Raw genomic sequence first — 18519 nt, 5'->3', positions numbered from 1 at the left:
TTATTGCCTGCTTTTCGATGCTCTACATCCGCACCAGCTTGATGGCTACCACTCCGACAACGCCGGCATCGAAATCAGATACGATTCAAAATCGAACACCACCTCGCGTGGGTCAATGCGCCGTAACGTTACCCCCGACGCGATCTCATCCCCTTCATAGGCTTCACTGCCGTTCACTTTCACCCAGCGGCTATTGGGAGAGGACGAGTAGATATGAGTCTGGAAATTCAGAGCGGGGATCCGATCTTGAACCGATGCTGGCAAATTGCCAATGGGCACCGCAGCCATCGGTGCCTGTGGCTCAGGCATAGCTGGCATGCGTTGTTCCTGCAGCAACTGAGGCAAGGTTTCCCCGTCGCCAGTGGCAGCGATGGCAGACCGAAGCTGGCTGGCCAGTTCAGGGGACAGCTCAGAATAATCGAGCGCTTCAAGATCCCAGCTATCGGCCTCTGGCCTGACGGCAGAGCTTCCTACGGGGATTGGTTCGCTGTTCCAACCGCTAGCCTGTGTCACCGGCAGCGGGGAGGGTTGGGTTGGGTTATAGCGGGCTTGCCGAGCGCCTCTTGCCAGGCTCGGCAACGGCTCGGTATACAGCGAAGGGTAATCAAGTCGTTCAATACCGTGCGGATAGACGTGTGTTAGCGATGCAACATCCGCCACTGCCGATAACACCGTGTCAGGTACAGACACAGGCACGGCAACAGGTTGGACCGTCTCCGGCATTGCCACGCTAGCTGCAACAACCTGCGACACCGGTTTGATATCAGCCTGAGGTGGCTGCAATGACAGATAGCCAAGTATGCCAATCACCGGAAGAGTAAATCCCAGTCCCGGTAGCAACCATGGCTTTGTTTGCTTGGGAGCAATACCTGTGCGGTAAGCCGCCCCTGACGAAACCGTTGCCGAGGCGCGCTGGGCATCTGACTGGGCCAAAGCAGAGAGTAACTTCGACATTAACTTTTCTCCGGTTGCAGGGTCGGTCCTGGTAAATTCAGGGCGGAATCAATCACCATCAGGGTGCGAGGCCCGGCAATGCCATCTACCGATAGATCTTGCGCCCGTTGGAAACGACGCAGCTTATTAAGCAGAGCCTGCTCGAAGGTATCTTGATTCTCCGGCATGACGCCCAGTAACTGGCTCAGCTGACGATCAAGCCACTGTACCCGAGGCCCCTGCTGGCCGTAGCGTATTGCCGTTTTATCACCCAGCGGCGGACGCCACAACAAGGTGTACTGCTCGTCCCAACGCTGTGACAGCCATTGTACACTGACCGCAAAGCGCTGACCGGCCAATAGCAGCTCAACCTTATCCTTACCGATGGCATAGATGGTGGCAAAATATGCCTCTCCGCTAGGCTCATTGAGCGCAACGATGGCGGGGCGGTTGATCAGGGCCAACTGTTCCAATGATCCATTGCCGTTAAAGCAGCTAAGCTGGACACGGCTCCCCGATTCGCAATTGGCCTGGTTGAGCTGGGTACTGTAGCCCCATAGGCTGTAGAGGGTTTGCATCGCAAGACGCTCGGATCCCGCTTGCTTGACGACCGCCAGCCACTGCGCTTGGGGAGACAGTTGCGGCGCTGAAGATACCGACTGTGTATGCGCTGGAGCCAACACCGGTTTGGCTGGCTGGAATGCCGCGGCAGGGACCGCCGTCTTGGTAACTTCCGCTGTGGTCACTTCTGCCGGCAAGGCTGAGGTCGCAGGTAAAGACAGCAGCCCGGCCCCATACCCCACACCAACCGCCGTGATGATCCCGGCGGCCACAGCCACCAGCAACGGCTTGCGTGAAGTGGAAGGAGCATCAAGTTGACCCGGTGTTGTATATTGCGGCAGCTGCCAGCTCAACACATCATGACAAGCTTGCTCGACCAGATCTTTGTTCAGCAGAAGGGTCGATTGTTGGTGGGCCAGCTGCATCGACTTGTCACATACCAAGTTGATCAGCCTTGGGATCCCCCCTGTCGCCTTGGCTATCTGCTTGGTCTGGGCTGGCGGGAACACCTCATGCAGACAGTCCACAGCCTGCAAACGGTAATGGATATACTCCCGCACTTCCTCTTCTGTCAGTGGCAGCAGATGATAACGAGAGGTGATCCGCTGGGCCAATTGACGTAACCGGTCTTGCTGCAACAACTGCTGTAGCTCTGGTTGGCCGACCAGCACCACCTTGAGCAGTTTGACACTGTCGGTTTCAAGGTTGGTCAGCAGACGCAACTGCTCCAGCACCTCCGGTAGCAGATGCTGAGCTTCGTCGATCAGCAGCAGGGTCTGACGGCCTTCGCGGTGATTGGCCAGCAAGTGTTGGTATATCCCATCGGTCAGATTTTTGATCGTCGCTTCATCGCTATATTCAATGCCAAGCTCATCGCAAAGGCTGGCAAGCAATTCGCGGGTCGACAGCGACGGGTTCATGATAATTGCCACCTGGGTTTCCTGTGGCAAACGCGATACCAGCGCCCGCAGAACGGTTGTCTTGCCCGTGCCGACCTCGCCGGTCAATAAACCGAACCCACCTCCTCCATTGAGGCTCGACAACATATGGGTCAATGCTTCACGATGACGCTCGCTCAAGTATAGAAAACGGGCACTGGGCACAATTGAAAATGGTGACTCGTTGATCCCAAAAAAGTCCTTGTACATGCCATTTGATCTCTTGTTGTTGGCCTGGAGGGGGAAGCCCCTACGTTACCTGTCCCTTTACTGAATGTATAGCCTTTCAGCTCAAGCCTGACAAGCGATTAGCCTTTAAAGCGCGGTCGACGGCAAGCCATTCGTGAGAGCCTTTAAGGTTTGGTATACTCGAGCGATAACAGTCTGCAGTCAGAACGAAAAAGGATAAAACAGTGCAAACGTATTTAGTTGGCGGGGCTGTTCGTGATGCCCTGCTGGAGTTACCAGTCAAAGACAAAGACTGGGTTGTTGTTGGCGCGACCCCTGAGCAAATGCTGGAGCGAGGTTACAGTCAAGTCGGCAGCGACTTCCCTGTATTCCTGCACCCGAAAACCAAGCAAGAATACGCCCTCGCCCGTACCGAGCGTAAGTCAGGCCAAGGCTATACCGGCTTTACCTGCTATTCAGCGCCAGATGTCACCCTGGAGCAGGATTTAATGCGCCGTGATTTGACCATCAACGCCATTGCCCAAGCGCAAGACGGTACCCTGATTGATCCCTATCATGGCCAGCAAGATCTGGCATTGCGCCAGCTTCGTCATGTATCGCCCGCCTTTGTCGAAGATCCACTCAGGGTGCTGCGCGTTGCTCGCTTTGCCGCTCGTTTTGCCCATCTTGGCTTTATCGTCGCCCCCGAAACCATGGCGCTGATGCAGGACATGGTTGTCGCCGGTGAACTGTCTGCACTCACACCAGAGCGGGTCTGGATCGAATGGGAAAAGTCACTGCAATCGGGCAACCCGGAAGTCTTCCTCAAGGTCCTGCGCCAGTGTGGTGCGCTTGCGGTGATCATGCCTGAAATCAACGCCTTGTTCGGTGTTCCCCAGCCAGAAAAATGGCACCCTGAAATCGACTGCGGCATCCACACCCTGCTGGTCGCCGAGCAAGCCGCGAGGCTGAGCAAGTCCAAGGTGATCCGCTTTGCCGCCCAGGTCCATGATCTTGGCAAGGCCCTGACCCCGAAAGCAGATCTACCGAGCCACAAAATGCACTGCCACACCGGGCTCGGTGCGATACGCGAGCTGTGCCAGCGCTTACGGGTACCCAATGAGTACCGCGATATCGCATTGATGGTCTGTGCCCAGCATACCAAGTTACATTTTGCTGCCGAGCTACGCCCAGCCACCTTCATCAATATCTTTGATCAAATCGATGCCTGGCGTAAGCCTGAACGGGTAGCACAACTAGCGACCTGCTGCCGGGCTGATGTACGTGGACGAACCGGGTTTGAAAATGATCCCTACCCGCAGGCTGATATCTTCGAGGGCGCCTTTGCCGCAGCCCAAGCCGTCGAAGTCAAACCCATTGTCGAAGCTGGGTACAAAGGAAAGGAAATCAAAGAACAACTGGCATTGAAGCGCGCAGATGCGGTGACAGCGGTACTGGCGACATTGCGCCAGAAAATGCGCTAGCCTCCACACGGAAAAAGAAAAAGCCCGGCAATACCATTGCCGGGCTTTCTGTTTCCATCGCTCGATGCTAATTACTGAGTGACCAGAAACGCAATCAGGCCAGCGCCAAGCAGCAGGCGGTAAAGCACAAACGGGAACATACCCAAACGGGTGACCAGTTTCAGGAACGCATGGATACACGCGTAAGCGCTGACAAAAGACACCGCGATGCCAATGAGCAAAGCATCAACCTGAATCGGCGCACCACTGACCACCAGCTTCATCCCCAAGTACCCACCGGCCAACAGGATGATCGGAATCGACATCAGGAACGAGAAACGCGCTGCCGCTTCACGAGTGAAGCCCAGATAAAGCGCAGCCGTCATGGTGGCCCCCGAACGAGACGTCCCCGGGATCATCGCTGCGGCCTGTGCCAAGCCAATAAACAGCGAGCGCTTCCAGTCAGCTTGGTATTCATCGTCTTTCTGCTGGGCACGTACATCGACCCACCACAGCAAGAGGCCAAAGAAGATGGTCGTACAGGCAATCACCCACGCCGAGCGCAGATAGATCTCGATGATATCTTTCATGAACAGGCCAAAGAAACAGGCCGGGATCGTCGCCAGCACAATCATCCAGGCCAGCTTGGACTCGGCACTGTGCTCCTTTTGGAAAATAGAGCTGATCCACGCCGACAGCAGGGCAACCACTTCCTTGCGGAAATACCAAATCACCGCCGCCAAGGTACCGACATGAACCGCGACATCAAACGCCAAGCCCTGATCATCCCACCCCAGAATGGCGGAAGGCAAGATCAAGTGAGCAGAGCTCGAGATCGGCAAAAATTCAGTCAACCCCTGGATAAGGGCCAGAACAAAGGCTTCAAAATAACTCATAACTATCCCTAAACAACAAAATGATGCTCTACAGGCCAAAGAGCCTGTTCAAAACGAGAAGCACGCCAAAGCTCGGTAACCGTACGGCCATCGCCGGGGATCTCCCGGTGTGGGCACAGCTCCATCAAGGGCTGCAGCACGAAGGCAAACTTATAGATATCGCTACGGGGTAAAACCGGATAAGTATCTCGTACGGTATCCCCGTAGAGGAGGATGTCTAGATCCAAGGTACGGCTTTGGTTTTTGACCGCACCGGGTGAGCGGCCGTGTTGCAACTCGAGCTGCTTCAGCGCCTGCAGGAGTGTATCCAATGACAAAGACGTTTCGATGACAGCCACACAGTTGAAAAAGTTCGGCCCGCTAAATCCCACCGGCTCGGCTTCATAAATGGTCGACACCGTCATCCCCGAGCCCAACTGACTCAAGCCAGCCAAACCGGCTTGGAGGTAGCGTTCACGATCAATGTTTGAACCTAGGCTTATATAGACCGTGGTCACTTGCTTCCTCGCTCTATCACAACCCCCACACCGCGGGCATTGGCCACCGCTCCGGGCTTGGTGACGCGTACCTTGATCCATGGCACAGAGAACTGGGTCATGATCAGATTAGCGATTTCCTCCGCTACCCGCTCGACCAACAAAAAACGGCCGTTTTGAATATGCTGTGTCACAGCATCGCTCACCGCTGCATAATCAAGGGCATAGGCGACATCATCACTTTGTGCGGCAGGACGATTATCGTGCGCCATTTCCAAATCAAGCACCAATTTCTGCTTGATTTCCTGTTCCCAGTCATACACACCAATGGTGGCGATGACTTCTAGATGTTCGATAAATACTGAATCCATGTTCAATCGCTAATTTTGTTAGAGGTCGGATACCTAATTTGAGCAAAAACGCGTATTATCAGGTCGTAATCGTCAATATACTATGATCTTGATTTATATGATCATCGTGTTGCCTATCGGCATTGGGGGAGCACTATACCATATGCCGGCCCATGCAACATGGCTGACGATAGATAAATCGGCGACTTGAGGCCACTAGCGACAGGACCTTGCATGACACCACTTGTACTCATGATCATTATCGGCGCTTATCTACTGGGCTCTATATCCAGTGCCGTCTTGATCTGCCGCCTGTATGGCCTGCCGGATCCACGTGAAAACGGCTCGGGGAACCCCGGGGCGACCAACGTCTTACGTTTGGGTGGACGTGGGGCTGCCGCCAGTGTGCTGGTATGCGATATCCTCAAGGGGATGCTGCCGGTCTGGCTCAGCTACTTAGCTGGGGTCAACCCGTTCATGCTGGGATTCATCGGAATCGCCGCATGCCTCGGTCATATCTATCCGATCTTCTTTCATTTCCGGGGTGGAAAGGGGGTGGCCACCGCACTGGGCGCCCTGGCACCTATCGGCTGGGATTTAAGCGGCCTGCTGATCAGCTCGTGGGTACTGACCGTGCTGGTAACCGGTTATTCCTCGCTCGGCTCTATGATCACAGCCCTTGCCGCACCGCTTTTTACCTGGTGGGTCAAACCCGAATACACCATGCCGGTAGCCATGCTGTCATGCCTTATCGTCTTGCGCCATCACGATAATGTCCGTCGCCTACTGGAAGGTGAAGAAAGTAAAATTTGGACAAAATTCCAACGCAAAAACAAAACAACCCCGCCACAAGACTGAGTCACAGCTTGTTGCAGGGTTGCTTATCTGGCCGATTAATTGGTTAAACCGCTTTATTCGCCCTGAATAGGCTTAAGCTGGTCGATCGGCCAGCGCGGGAAGGCTTTCACCCCCAAATCCATCGTCTCTTGGTTTTTCAGCCGCTGCATACCGGCATAGGCGATCATCGCCCCGTTATCTGTACAGAATTCGGTACGCGGGTAGAACACCTCACCGCCCATCTTCGTCATCATGGCTTCCAGCTGCTCACGCAGGTGCTTGTTGGCACTCACACCACCGGCAATCACCAAGCGCTTGAAGCCCGTCTGCTTGAGAGCACGCTTACATTTAATCGCCAGGGTATCGACCACCGCTTCTTGGAATGCATAAGCAATATCGGCGCGGGTCTGCTCGTCATCGTCATTGGCGCGGATCGTATTGGCGGCAAATGTCTTCAGGCCAGAAAAGCTGAAATCCAGCCCCGGACGGTCGGTCATCGGGCGCGGGAACTTAAAGCGACCAGCCGTGCCTTTTTCTGCCAAACGCGATAGCAGCGGGCCACCCGGGTAGTCCAGCCCCATCAGCTTGGCGGTTTTATCAAACGCTTCGCCGGCGGCATCATCGATCGACTCACCCAGAATTTGGTACTCGCCAATGCCTTTGACTTCCACCATCATGGTGTGCCCACCCGATACCAGCAGTGCCACAAACGGGAACTGGGGCGGGTTATCTTCTAGCATCGGGGCCAGCAGATGGCCTTCCATATGGTGTACAGCGACAGCGGGCAGATCCCAAGCATATGCCAGACTTCGGCCAATCGTTGCCCCTACTAGTAATGCGCCGACCAGGCCAGGGCCTGCGGTGTAAGCCACACCATCCAAATCTGCAGGCGTCAAGCCGGCATTGTTAAGCGCTTCCTTGATGAGCGGAATCGTCTTCTTGACATGGTCACGAGAAGCCAACTCAGGTACAACGCCACCGTAATCGGCATGCAGTTTCACCTGGCTGTAAAGTTCGTGTGCCAATAGGCCTTTTTCATCATCGAAAATAGCCACACCTGTTTCGTCACAGGAGGTTTCGATGCCCAGTATACGCATAACAACCTCTATACTTATGGTAATTGAGGGTCATACTACCGCCCTTGACAGAAATTAACCAGTTCAGGGTTGCAGAATGCTTTACAAATGCCCCCAGATCAGATTAGAATTTCGCACCATTTTTAATCAGCTGATACTTTAATGAACATCAGCATTAACCGAATCACTCTGAGGTGAGTATTACATGCCAGTAATCAAAGTACGTGAAAACGAACCGTTTGACGTAGCACTACGTCGTTTCAAGCGCTCTTGCGAAAAAGCAGGTATCCTTTCTGAAGTACGTCGTCGTGAGCACTTCGAAAAGCCTACTACTGTACGTAAGCGTGCGAAAGCAGCGGCAGTTAAGCGTCACCTGAAGAAATTGGCTCGCGAAAACGCGCGTCGCGTTCGTCTGTACTAATCTGTCTGATTAACAGAAGGAACGTGTTATGACTCTGATTGAACGTCTTAAAGACGAACAAAAACTAGCGATGAAAGCCAAAGACAAACCTCGTCTTGGCACAATTCGCTTGGTAATGGCTGCCATTAAACAGCGTGAAGTTGACGAAAAGATCACTCTTACCGATGACGACGTGCTGGCAGTATTGACCAAAATGGTAAAACAGCGCCGTGATTCTGTTGCTCAATACGAAGCAGCCAATCGCCAAGATCTTGCTGATGTTGAGCTTGCTGAAATCACAGTACTGGAAGAGTTCATGCCACAGCCACTGACCGACGACGAAGTCGCCGCTCTGCTGGATGAGGCAATTGCTACAACCGGTGCTGCCAGCATGCAAGACATGGGCAAACTGATGGGCGTGTTGAAGCCACAAGTTCAGGGTCGTGCCGATATGGGTAAAGTTAGCCAGTTGGTGAAAGCCAAGCTAGGTTAATCCCTACCCTATTTCTGCAACAAGCCGTGCTATCCGGTTCCGGACTGCGCGGCTTGTTCGTATTCAGTATCCCGTCAATTATATTTCAACGATGCCAAATCAAAGTGCTATCATCAGCTGATAACACTTTGATTTGGCACCCCACACACAGCAGGTAACACCACGCTATGGCAGGAAAAATCCCACGTACCTTTATCGATGATCTCATCTCGCGGCATGACATCGTGGATATTGTGGATGCCAGAGTTAAGCTCAAGAAACAGGGCAAGAACTTTGGTGCCTGCTGCCCATTCCACAACGAAAAGACCCCATCCTTCTCTGTCAGCCAGGAAAAGCAGTTCTACCACTGTTTTGGTTGCGGTGCCCACGGCAATGTCCTCGACTTCGTCATGGAATTCGATCGACTCGAGTTTGTCGAGGCGATCGATGAGCTAGCCTCGCAGCTCGGCCTTGAAGTGCCACGCGAGCAAGGCAGCGGGGGCGGCCAGTCAGGCACCCGCAGCAAAGAAAAACTTGGCTTGTACGATATGATGGGGCAGATTTCCCAGTTCTACCAAAGCCAACTGCGTACCCAAGAAGGCCAGGTTGCGATCGACTACCTCAAAGGACGCGGGCTGTCCGGCGAGGTGGTCAAAAAGTTTGGTATCGGCTTTGTGCCGGATCAATGGGATCAGGTCCGTCACCGTTTTGGTCGCGATATGGAAGCCCAGCAGGCACTGGTCAGTGCCGGCATGCTGATCGAAAACGACAACGGCCGCCGCTATGACCGTTTCCGTGGCCGGGTGATGTTCCCGATCCACGACCGTCGTGGCCGAGTGATCGGCTTTGGTGGCCGAGTGCTGGGGGACGGTACGCCGAAATACCTCAACTCACCGGAAACCCCGATCTTCCACAAGGGCCGCGAGCTCTACGGTCTGTACGAAGTCCTGCAGGCCCAGCGCGAACCAGACAAGCTGCTGGTGGTAGAAGGCTATATGGATGTTGTCGCCCTAGCCCAGTTCGGAGTCGACTACGCCGTGGCCTCTCTGGGTACCTCGACCACTGGCGATCACATCCAAATGATGTTCCGCCAGACCGGTACCGTGGTGTGCTGCTACGATGGCGACCGAGCCGGCCGTGATGCCGCATGGCGTGCCATGGAGCAAGCCCTGCCATACCTCAATGACGGCCGCCAGCTCAAGTTTATGTTCCTGCCCGATGGCGAGGATCCCGATACCTATATCCGCCAATACGGACAAGAAGGGTTTGAGCAGCAAGTCAACCAGTCGATGAACCTGTCAGACTTCATGTTCACGACCCTGCTGCAGCAAGTCGATACCAGCAGTAACGAAGGCAAGGCCAAGCTCAGTACGTTGGCCGTTCCGCTGATCGACAAGGTACCGGGCGGTACCCTGCGGCTATATTTGCGTGAGATGCTGGGAAGAAAACTGGGATTACCCGACGAAAGCCAGCTGCAGCAACTAATCTCTAAACAGGGGGCCAATACAACCAAGAAAGTTGGTCAACCTGAAATTAAGCGCACCCCGATGCGGGAAGTGATCGCGCTGCTCGTTCAGAACCCAGAATTTGTCAATAGCCTAGAATTTGATATGGCGGCATTTGAAGGGATCGATGTTGCCGGACTAAATTTATTGATAACAATAGTTGAAAAGTGTCGGGCAAACCCCAATATTAAAACTGGACAACTTCTAGAGGGTTGGCGCGGAAGCAAAAGCGAAGGGATGCTAGCTCGTCTGGCGGCCTGGCAGCTACCTCTTGTCAAGGAAGAGGACAACACTCTAGATGTTTTTCTTGACGCAATGGACAAAGTCATTGGCCAGTGCGTTAAACAACAAATCGAAAAGTTGCAGGCTAAATCAAGAACCGTCGGCTTATCAGTCGAAGAGAAGCGGGAATTGCAGTTACTCATACTCAACCGTCCCGGCTAGTAAGTAGTCATCAATTAAGAAATTTGTTATAATTATCGGTTTGCATATCTGCATACTACTATTCTCAATCAGACCCTAAGTTGGATATCGTCTATGGAGCAAAATCCGCAGTCACAGCTAAAGTTACTTGTTGCTAAAGGCAAGGAACAAGGCTATCTGACCTACGCCGAAGTAAATGACCACCTACCAGAAGATATCGTTGATTCTGATCAGGTGGAAGACATCATTCAGATGATTAATGACATGGGTATTAAGGTGGTTGAAACAGCCCCTGATGCCGATGATCTGATGATGACAGAAGACAATGCGGACGAAGACGCGATTGAAGCCGCGGCCCAGGCCCTATCAAGTGTAGAAAGCGAAATTGGCCGCACTACTGACCCAGTACGTATGTACATGCGTGAGATGGGTACAGTTGAACTCCTTACCCGCGAAGGCGAGATTGATATCGCGAAGCGCATTGAAGATGGTATTAACCAGGTTCAATGCTCTGTTGCCGAATACCCTAGCGCCATCGCATACCTGCTTGAGCAGTTTGACAAGGTAGAAGCCGAGGAGCTTCGCCTGACAGATATCATTTCTGGTTTTGTTGACCCGAATGAAGAAGCAACCGCAGCACCCACTGCCACGCACATCGGCTCTGAGTTAAGCGATGCAGATCTTGAAGATGAAGATAAAGATCTGGAAGAAGACGAAGACGAGGATGACGAAGAAGAAGATACTGGTATTGATCCAGAACTTGCACGTGAAAAGTTCAACGAGCTGCGAATCGCCTATGACAACATGGCGTTAGCGATTGATACCCACGGCCGTCAGGATCCAAAAACTGCCGTAGCCGTTGATGTTCTTTCTGAAATCTTCAAGCAATTCCGCCTGATCCCTAAGCAGTTCGATAAGCTGATCAGCTCACTGCGTGAGTCGATGGATAAGGTACGCACCAACGAGCGCCTGATCATGCGCATGTGTGTCGACAACAGCAAGATGCCAAAGAAAACCTTTGTCAGCTTTTTTGCCGGCAACGAATCTTCTTCTGAGTGGATTGACGAAGCGCTGAACTCTGGCAAGCCTTACGCTGAGCGCCTGAAGAACTACGAAGAAGATCTTCGTCGTGCGACGACCAAACTGCGTATTCTGGAACAAGACACCGGCTTGTCTATCGAGCGCATCAAAGACATCAGCCGCCGCATGTCTATCGGTGAAGCGAAAGCTCGCCGTGCAAAGAAAGAAATGGTTGAGGCTAACCTACGTCTGGTTATTTCGATTGCCAAGAAGTACACCAACCGTGGCCTGCAATTCTTGGATCTTATCCAGGAAGGTAACATCGGCCTGATGAAAGCGGTCGATAAATTCGAATACCGCCGTGGTTACAAGTTCTCGACTTATGCGACATGGTGGATCCGTCAGGCTATCACCCGTTCGATTGCTGACCAGGCACGTACTATCCGTATCCCGGTTCACATGATTGAGACAATCAACAAACTGAACCGTATCTCTCGCCAGATGCTGCAGGAAATGGGCCGTGAACCATTACCGGAAGAACTGGCCGAGCGTATGCAGATGCCGGAAGACAAGATCCGTAAAGTACTGAAGATTGCCAAAGAGCCAATCTCAATGGAAACCCCTATCGGTGATGATGAAGATTCGCACCTAGGTGATTTCATTGAAGATACTACGCTTCAGCTACCAATGGATGCAGCAACGGCAACCAACCTGCGTATGGCAACCAACGACGTACTGGCTGGCCTGACACCACGTGAAGCCAAGGTACTGCGTATGCGTTTTGGTATCGATATGAACACTGACCACACCCTTGAGGAAGTAGGTAAGCAGTTCGACGTTACTCGTGAGCGTATCCGTCAGATCGAAGCCAAGGCACTGCGTAAGCTACGCCACCCAAGCCGCTCAGATGTTCTGCGCAGCTTCCTGGATGAATAACCACGCATCCTGACACGATTGATAAAAACGGGCCATCTGGCCCGTTTTTTTATGCCTTTCGTTTCCATCATCAAGTACTTACCTTCAGCAGCCAGCAATAACGCGCGAACATTGTTAACTGCCTAAAAAGCAAGCAAAACAAACACTTTATTCGCTAGACAAGCGCCTGACCATCCCATATAATTTCTCGCACACTGGCCCCTTAGCTCAGTGGTTAGAGCAGGCGACTCATAATCGCTTGGTCCCCAGTTCAAGTCTGGGAGGGGCCACCACTTCTCTTGTGGTAAAGAATTTAGAAAGCCTGATGAGGAAACTCATCAGGCTTTTTGCTATTTGTCGCACAGCTTTCCCCCTTCCCAAAGCACAACTCCGCCCAGCCTTGCTGAAAGCTTAACCGGCCTACGACTTTTGATTTATTTTTCTCTCCTAAATAAATCATCAATTGATAATAAACAAAAAAAATCTGTGAAATATGTAGATAATCTCACCCTCTCTTTGAGCAAGCGTTAAATTTTTGCGCGTTATCACAAGGTGATTAAACAGTTTGACTATGCTAGTATATGCCCCTTGTTTGACCTGCCAATTTATGTCAGGGAGACACACAAGCGTCATGCAGCTACAGTATACTGATGACACCTTGCCAATAGCCCTTCAGTGTTAACGGCTGCTTTGGCTCACAAGAGATGCCTTACAAAAGCAATCCAACTGCTTCTGTAAGGCAATATTTTTGAAAAATTTGTATTGTCACAGACGACACCGGGAACGACGTTGCGTTTATTTGACGTTCGCCACATTTTGTAGGCGTATTTCAACATCAATCACACGTTTTTTCAGGTATAACCTGTGACTCAAATTTCCCATGGGTAAAAGTTCGTCCGGAGACCATTCTCAATGAAAAAGACCAAGATCGTATGTACGATTGGACCTAAAACAGAATCTGTAGAAATGCTTACTAAGCTAGTTGATGCTGGCATGAACGTAATGCGCCTTAACTTCTCTCACGGTAACTTCGAAGAGCATGCTGCACGCATCACTAACTTCCGTGAAGTAATGGCCAACACAGGTAAGCAACTTGCGATTCTTCTAGACACTAAAGGTCCAGAAATTCGTACTATCAAGCTTGAAGGCGGTCAAGACTTTTCTCTTGTTGCTGGTCAGGAGTTCACGTTCACAACTGACACTTCTGTAATCGGTAACCAAGACCGTGTGGCGGTAACTTACCCTGGCTTCGCTAAAGACCTGGCAAAAGGCAACACTATCCTTGTTGACGACGGCCTGATCGAAATGGAAGTACTAGAAACCAACGAAACTGAAGTTAAGTGTAAAGTACTTAACAACGGTGACCTAGGTGAGAACAAAGGTGTTAACCTACCTGGCGTTTCTGTAAACCTTCCTGCACTATCTGAAAAAGATAAAGCTGACCTAGTATTCGGTTGTGAGCAAGGCGTTGACTTCGTTGCGGCTTCTTTCATCCGTAAAGCGTCTGACGTTAAGGAAATCCGTGAGATCCTTACGGCAAACGGCGGCGAAAACATCCACATCATCTCTAAGATCGAGAACCAGGAAGGCGTTGACAACTTCGACGAAATCCTTGAGCTATCTGACGGTATCATGGTTGCTCGTGGTGACCTAGGTGTTGAGATCCCAGCTGAAGAAGTTATCTTCGCTCAGAAGATGATGATCGAGAAGTGTAACCGCGCTCGTAAGATGGTTATCACTGCAACGCAGATGCTTGATTCTATGATCAACAACCCACGTCCAACTCGCGCAGAAGCGGGTGACGTTGCGAACGCCGTAATGGACGGTACTGATGCAGTAATGCTATCTGGTGAAACGGCTAAGGGTAAATACCCAGTTGAGTCTGTTTCTATCATGGCTCAAATCTGTTCACGTACAGATGGCGCGCTTAAAGCAGAACTAGGTTCTCGCCTAGACAGCCCACGCCTACGTATCACTGAAGCGGTATGTAAAGGTGCAGTAGACACAGCTGAGAAACTAGCTGCTCCACTGATCGTTGTTGCAACTGAAGCGGGTAAATCTGCACGTTCAGTACGTAAGTACTTCCCAACAGCAAACATCATCGCTGTAACGACTAACACTAAGACGGCTGCACAGCTAGTTCTTACTAAGGGTGTTACTCCTGTTGTTGTTGAGTCTATCGACAACACTGACGCGTTCTACGCGCACGGTAAAGAGATTGCACTGAAAACTGGCCTAGGCGTGAAAGGCGATATCGTTGTTATGGTATCTGGCGCTCTAGTTGCTTCAGGCACAACTAACACAGCTTCTGTACACGTACTATAAGTGTCATTGCGCTGATTGTTAAAACGGGAGCCTCGGCTCCCGTTTTTTTTTGCTGTCGGTATAACATCCCCTGCTGGTTTCCTAACCAATCACCGAGGTGATCTGTGATGACCTCTCACAATTATGAAACTTAGCAATCGCCCTCCACTTTTTTCCTCGATATACTTCACCATGCGATATTCCCTTGGAGCATATGCCTTTTGGGTTTAACTTTGCGGGTAACACTGCGTATTTTGCTGCGCTGAAACAACACAATGAGGAAGAACGTGTCCAGCCCTACCCTTGCCGATAAAGTCATGGAAATGATCCGCCAGGATATATTGACAGGAGAACTACCCCCCGGCCAAAAACTCGTTGTTGCCGATCTGAAGCAACGATACAACGTCGGCGCTTCACCGATCCGTGAAGCCCTTGTCCAACTGGCTTGGCGAAAATACGTCTACTTCGCCCCGCAGAAAGGCTGCTGGGTTGCCAATGTCTCGGCAGCTGAACTGGAAGATCTGTTCAATACCAATCAAGAGCTATCGCAAATCCTGCTAAGACGTGCCATTGAGCACGGGGATGAAACTTGGGAGCTCAATATCCTGACCAGCTTTCACAAGCTGAGTCGGTTAAACCCGGCGCAAGCCAACACCGACTTTTCTGAGTGGGAGCAACGGCACAGCGACTTTCACCATGCCCTGCTGGCAGGCAGCCAGTCACCGACGATGCTGGCGCTATACCGTCAGGTTTGCGAGCAAATTGAACGTTATCGCCATATATGGGTAAGCCGCCACCGCCAGTTTGAACAGCGCTACCACGATAATGGCGAGCATGAGGCAATGATGAAGGCGGTATTGGATCGCAATACCGAGCAGGCGCTCGCGATTATGGCGACGCATTCAGAGCGCGCCCTAGAAATGATCAAAGGTGATCTGGAGTAGTTACTGGCACTACCAGAAAATCTCCTTGTGGTGAGTGTTGAGCACCAATACCGCCAGCAGGAAATACAAGGCGCTGACATTGAAACCGAGCAACAACAGGCCAAGCACTGTCAGCCTTGCCAAGAATTTATGATTCATCGCTTCCCCCTAGTGCCATACTACCCGGTTGGCACCTAGCCTTATTAGACTTTAGTCTAATAAGGCTAGACTTTCAGGGAGGAAAAAAAACAAAACCCGGTGAAAGCACCGGGTGTTGTATACCTGAGACACTCTCTCGTTCGGGATCAGCCCTTAAGCGCCCGCTCACCTCTGGCGATGCCCACCACTCCGCTACGAGCAACCTCGATAATCTCGGTTGCCTCTCCGACAGCTGAAATAAAGGCGTCGAGTTTATCACTGGTACCGGCCAGCTGGACGGTGTAGATCTGGCTGGTCACATCGACGATCTGGCCACGGAAGATATCGGCAGTGCGCTTTACTTCCGCCCTTGCAAAACCGCTAGCTTTGACTTTAACCAGCATCAGCTCACGCTCGAGATACTCGCTTTCAGTCACGTTGCTGACTTTGAGAATATCAATCAACTTATGCAGCTGTTTCTCAATTTGCTCCAGTGCCGCATCATCCTCAACATTGGTGGTAATATTCAAGCGGGATAACGTCGAGTCATCGGTCGGGGCAACCGTCAAAGACTCGATATTATAGCCGCGCTGGGAAAACAACCCGACTACCCGTGACAATGCGCCCGCCTCATTTTCAAGAAGTACTGATACAATCCTGCGCATATTAAGTTCTCTCCGTTTTACTCAGCCACATTTCGCTCATTGACCCACCACGGATCAGCATTGGGTAGACATGTTCGGTCTCATCGACGCTGATATCAATAAAGACCAACCGGTCTTTCAGCGCCAGTGCCTTCTCCAACTCTTCTTCCAGTTTATTCGGATCGGAGATCCGTACCCCAACATGGCCGTAGGCCTCTGCAATCGCGGCAAAGTCCGGTACCGAGTCCATGTAGGAGTGCGAGTGGCGGCCTTGATAAATCATATCCTGCCACTGTTTAACCATACCGAGAAAACGGTTGTTCAGGTTGATGATCTTAACCGGGATATCATACTGCAACGCCGTCGACAGCTCTTGGATGTTCATCTGGATACTGCCATCTCCGGTCACACACACGACCTCGGCGTCAGGCAGGGCAAATTTCACCCCCATCGCGGCAGGCAGGCCAAAGCCCATGGTGCCAAGGCCACCAGAGTTGATCCAGCGACGAGGCTTATCAAATGGATAGTACAGGGCAGCAAACATCTGGTGCTGACCGACATCCGAAGCCACATAGGCATCACCATTGGTTAACCGGTGAAGTACTTCAATAACTTCCTGCGGCTTGATACGTTCACTATCCTTGGCATAGTTCAGGCACTGACGACCACGCCACGATGCTATCTCGCTCCACCAGCCGTCAATTGCGGCGTCGTCATTATGGGCTGTTTGCTCATCGAGCATTTTCAGCATGCAATTCAGTACGGTATCGGCCGAGCCGACAATCGGAATATCAACGGCAATCGTCTTGGAAATGGATGAGGGATCGACATCGATGTGCATGATGGTGGCATTCGGGCAGTACTTCTCGACATTATTGGTGGTGCGGTCGTCAAAGCGCACACCGATACCGAAAATCAAATCCGAATTGTGCATGGCCATATTCGCTTCATAGGTACCGTGCATCCCCAGCATACCGAGGTTATTCGGGTGCGAGCCAGGAAAAGCCCCCAGTCCCATCAGGGTGTTGACCACCGGAATATTGAGGCTCTCGGCCAGTTTGATCAGCTGCGGGCTACAGTCAGCCATGATCGCCCCACCGCCGACGTACAGCACCGGCTTCTTGGCGGCGAGCAAAGCTTTTAGGCCACGCTTGATCTGCCCCTTGTGACCCTGCGTCGTCGGATTGTACGAGCGCATCGCAATCGACTCGGGGTACTTGTACGGGTAACTCTCTGCAGGGTTGAGCATGTCTTTAGGGATGTCGATAACTACCGGGCCAGGACGGCCGCTAGCGGCAATGTAAAAGGCTTTCTTGATGATCTCTGGGATATCTTCCGGCTTTTTAACCAAGAAGCTGTGTTTGACGACAGGGCGGGAAATACCCACCATGTCACATTCCTGAAAGGCATCGTTACCGATGAGGTTGCTCATGACCTGGCCGGAGAGTACGACCATTGGAATGGAGTCCATATACGCAGTTGCAATACCCGTAATCGCGTTGGTAGCGCCAGGGCCAGATGTCACCAGCACCACGCCGACATCACCAGTAGCACGGGCGTAACCATCTGCCATGTGCACCGCTGCTTGTTCATGCCGAACCAGTACATGCTCGATATCACTTTTCTCATGCAGCGCATCATAGATATCGAGTACTGAACCGCCAGGGTATCCGAAGATATGTTTCACGCCTTGATCGATCATCGAACGAACAATCATATCGGCGCCGGACAACATTTCCATATTTCTGCCTCCAGGTCGCGTATACCACCCTGCATAGCTAATTCATTCCTTGCTGTCGGCTAGCGGCCTGATACCGGCGGCTTGACTGGAGGGGCAAGCAGCGGGAGATCAGCACGGGTTGCGCTAGTCTGAGAACGGGAATACCGCAGCCAAATGTTCCTGACTACCTCAATTAGCTATACAGGCTGATATAACATAGTTAGGGCTTATTTTTAGCCTAATAAAATGAAATCATGCTTTCACGCTATGTCATCTGCTCAGAGTCATAACTCAAGCAGTAATCCGCAACAACTGTAACGTTTTTTTAGCAATCAAGTCTATTGCCCAAAAGCAGTT

General features: G+C 51.8%; 17 protein-coding genes and 1 tRNA gene. 9 read left to right on the top strand and 9 right to left on the bottom strand.

All coding sequences use genetic code 11. The annotated features are described in order from the left end of the window. Positions 1-45: 45 nt before the first annotated feature. A complete protein-coding gene (locus C9I99_RS22880; RefSeq protein WP_107351148.1) occupies positions 46-954 on the bottom strand; it encodes a general secretion pathway protein GspB in 909 nt (302 codons plus the stop codon). Next, positions 954-2642 carry an ExeA family protein gene (locus tag C9I99_RS22875; protein WP_107351147.1) on the bottom strand — a complete coding sequence of 563 codons (1689 nt, stop codon included), beginning with the start codon at positions 2640-2642 and terminating at the stop codon, positions 954-956. Before C9I99_RS22875 ends, C9I99_RS22880 begins: the two co-directional genes overlap by 1 nt. A gap of 203 nt (positions 2643-2845) precedes the next feature. Here C9I99_RS22875 and C9I99_RS22870 point away from each other — a divergent pair, with 203 nt between their 5' ends. Continuing rightward, positions 2846-4084 carry a multifunctional CCA addition/repair protein gene (locus tag C9I99_RS22870; RefSeq protein ID WP_107351146.1) on the top strand — a complete coding sequence of 413 codons (1239 nt, stop codon included), beginning with the start codon at positions 2846-2848 and terminating at the stop codon, positions 4082-4084. A 71-nt stretch (positions 4085-4155) separates the two neighbouring features. On the opposite strand, the gene C9I99_RS22865 is transcribed toward C9I99_RS22870, so the two are convergent. From C9I99_RS22865 to folB, 3 genes are read right to left on the bottom strand one after another with little or no spacing between them, the layout of a single operon-like run. After that, positions 4156-4959 (bottom strand): undecaprenyl-diphosphate phosphatase, encoded by an 804-nt coding sequence (locus C9I99_RS22865; RefSeq protein WP_107351145.1) that lies wholly within the window; start codon positions 4957-4959, stop codon positions 4156-4158. Between the two features lie 8 nt (positions 4960-4967). Further along, positions 4968-5456 (bottom strand): 2-amino-4-hydroxy-6-hydroxymethyldihydropteridine diphosphokinase, encoded by a 489-nt coding sequence (gene folK / locus C9I99_RS22860; protein WP_107351144.1) that lies wholly within the window; start codon positions 5454-5456, stop codon positions 4968-4970. Next, positions 5453-5806: a dihydroneopterin aldolase gene (gene folB / locus C9I99_RS22855; RefSeq protein ID WP_107299591.1), complete on the bottom strand. Its 354-nt coding sequence runs from the start codon at positions 5804-5806 to the stop codon at positions 5453-5455. The genes folK and folB overlap by 4 nt, the downstream gene beginning before the upstream one ends. A 213-nt stretch (positions 5807-6019) precedes the next feature. On the opposite strand from folB, the gene plsY reads away from it, so the two are divergent. Beyond that, on the top strand, positions 6020-6643 hold the full coding sequence (gene plsY, locus C9I99_RS22850) for a glycerol-3-phosphate 1-O-acyltransferase PlsY (RefSeq protein ID WP_107351143.1): 624 nt from the start codon (positions 6020-6022) through the stop codon (positions 6641-6643). A 53-nt stretch (positions 6644-6696) separates the two neighbouring features. Here the strand turns inward: plsY and tsaD are convergent, their stop codons facing one another. Beyond that, the gene (gene tsaD, locus C9I99_RS22845; RefSeq protein ID WP_107351142.1) at positions 6697-7719 is read right to left on the bottom strand and encodes a tRNA (adenosine(37)-N6)-threonylcarbamoyltransferase complex transferase subunit TsaD; all 1023 of its coding nucleotides are present in this window, start codon (positions 7717-7719) and stop codon (positions 6697-6699) included. A gap of 184 nt (positions 7720-7903) precedes the next feature. Here tsaD and rpsU point away from each other — a divergent pair, with 184 nt between their 5' ends. The 7 genes from rpsU (at position 7904) to C9I99_RS22810 (ending at position 15681) form a co-directional block, all read left to right on the top strand. Continuing rightward, positions 7904-8119, top strand: a complete 216-nt coding sequence (gene rpsU / locus C9I99_RS22840) for a 30S ribosomal protein S21 (RefSeq protein ID WP_005301411.1) — start codon at positions 7904-7906, stop codon at positions 8117-8119. A 28-nt stretch (positions 8120-8147) separates the two neighbouring features. After that, positions 8148-8591, top strand: coding sequence for a GatB/YqeY domain-containing protein (locus C9I99_RS22835; RefSeq protein ID WP_107351141.1), 444 nt, complete (start codon positions 8148-8150; stop codon positions 8589-8591). Positions 8592-8758: 167 nt separating this feature from the next. Further along, positions 8759-10519, top strand: a complete 1761-nt coding sequence (gene dnaG / locus C9I99_RS22830) for a DNA primase (protein WP_107351140.1) — start codon at positions 8759-8761, stop codon at positions 10517-10519. A gap of 93 nt (positions 10520-10612) precedes the next feature. Further along, positions 10613-12454 (top strand): RNA polymerase sigma factor RpoD, encoded by a 1842-nt coding sequence (rpoD, locus tag C9I99_RS22825; protein WP_107351139.1) that lies wholly within the window; start codon positions 10613-10615, stop codon positions 12452-12454. Between the two features lie 196 nt (positions 12455-12650). Then, positions 12651-12726 (top strand) — tRNA-Ile (locus C9I99_RS22820). 619 nt (positions 12727-13345) lie between these two features. Then, entirely contained in the window at positions 13346-14758 is a 1413-nt protein-coding gene (gene pykF / locus C9I99_RS22815; protein ID WP_107351138.1) for a pyruvate kinase PykF, read from the top strand. A 254-nt stretch (positions 14759-15012) separates the two neighbouring features. Further along, complete coding sequence (locus tag C9I99_RS22810) at positions 15013-15681, top strand: GntR family transcriptional regulator (RefSeq protein ID WP_208113451.1); 669 nt, start codon at positions 15013-15015, stop codon at positions 15679-15681. Positions 15682-15690: 9 nt separating this feature from the next. Here C9I99_RS22810 and C9I99_RS27610 read toward each other — a convergent pair whose 3' ends face one another. From C9I99_RS27610 to C9I99_RS22800, 3 genes are all read right to left on the bottom strand, one after another. Continuing rightward, positions 15691-15819: a hypothetical protein gene (locus C9I99_RS27610; RefSeq protein ID WP_275937938.1), complete on the bottom strand. Its 129-nt coding sequence runs from the start codon at positions 15817-15819 to the stop codon at positions 15691-15693. A 146-nt stretch (positions 15820-15965) separates the two neighbouring features. Further along, positions 15966-16463: an acetolactate synthase small subunit gene (gene ilvN, locus C9I99_RS22805; protein WP_107351137.1), complete on the bottom strand. Its 498-nt coding sequence runs from the start codon at positions 16461-16463 to the stop codon at positions 15966-15968. 1 nt (position 16464) lies between these two features. Next, positions 16465-18183 (bottom strand): acetolactate synthase 3 large subunit, encoded by a 1719-nt coding sequence (locus C9I99_RS22800; RefSeq protein ID WP_107351136.1) that lies wholly within the window; start codon positions 18181-18183, stop codon positions 16465-16467. Between the last annotated feature and the right edge of the window lie 336 nt (positions 18184-18519).

This window comes from Photobacterium lutimaris, assembly GCF_003025555.1.
GTDB lineage: Bacteria > Pseudomonadota > Gammaproteobacteria > Enterobacterales > Vibrionaceae > Photobacterium > Photobacterium lutimaris.
This window is presented reverse-complemented; position numbering and strand designations above follow the sequence as displayed.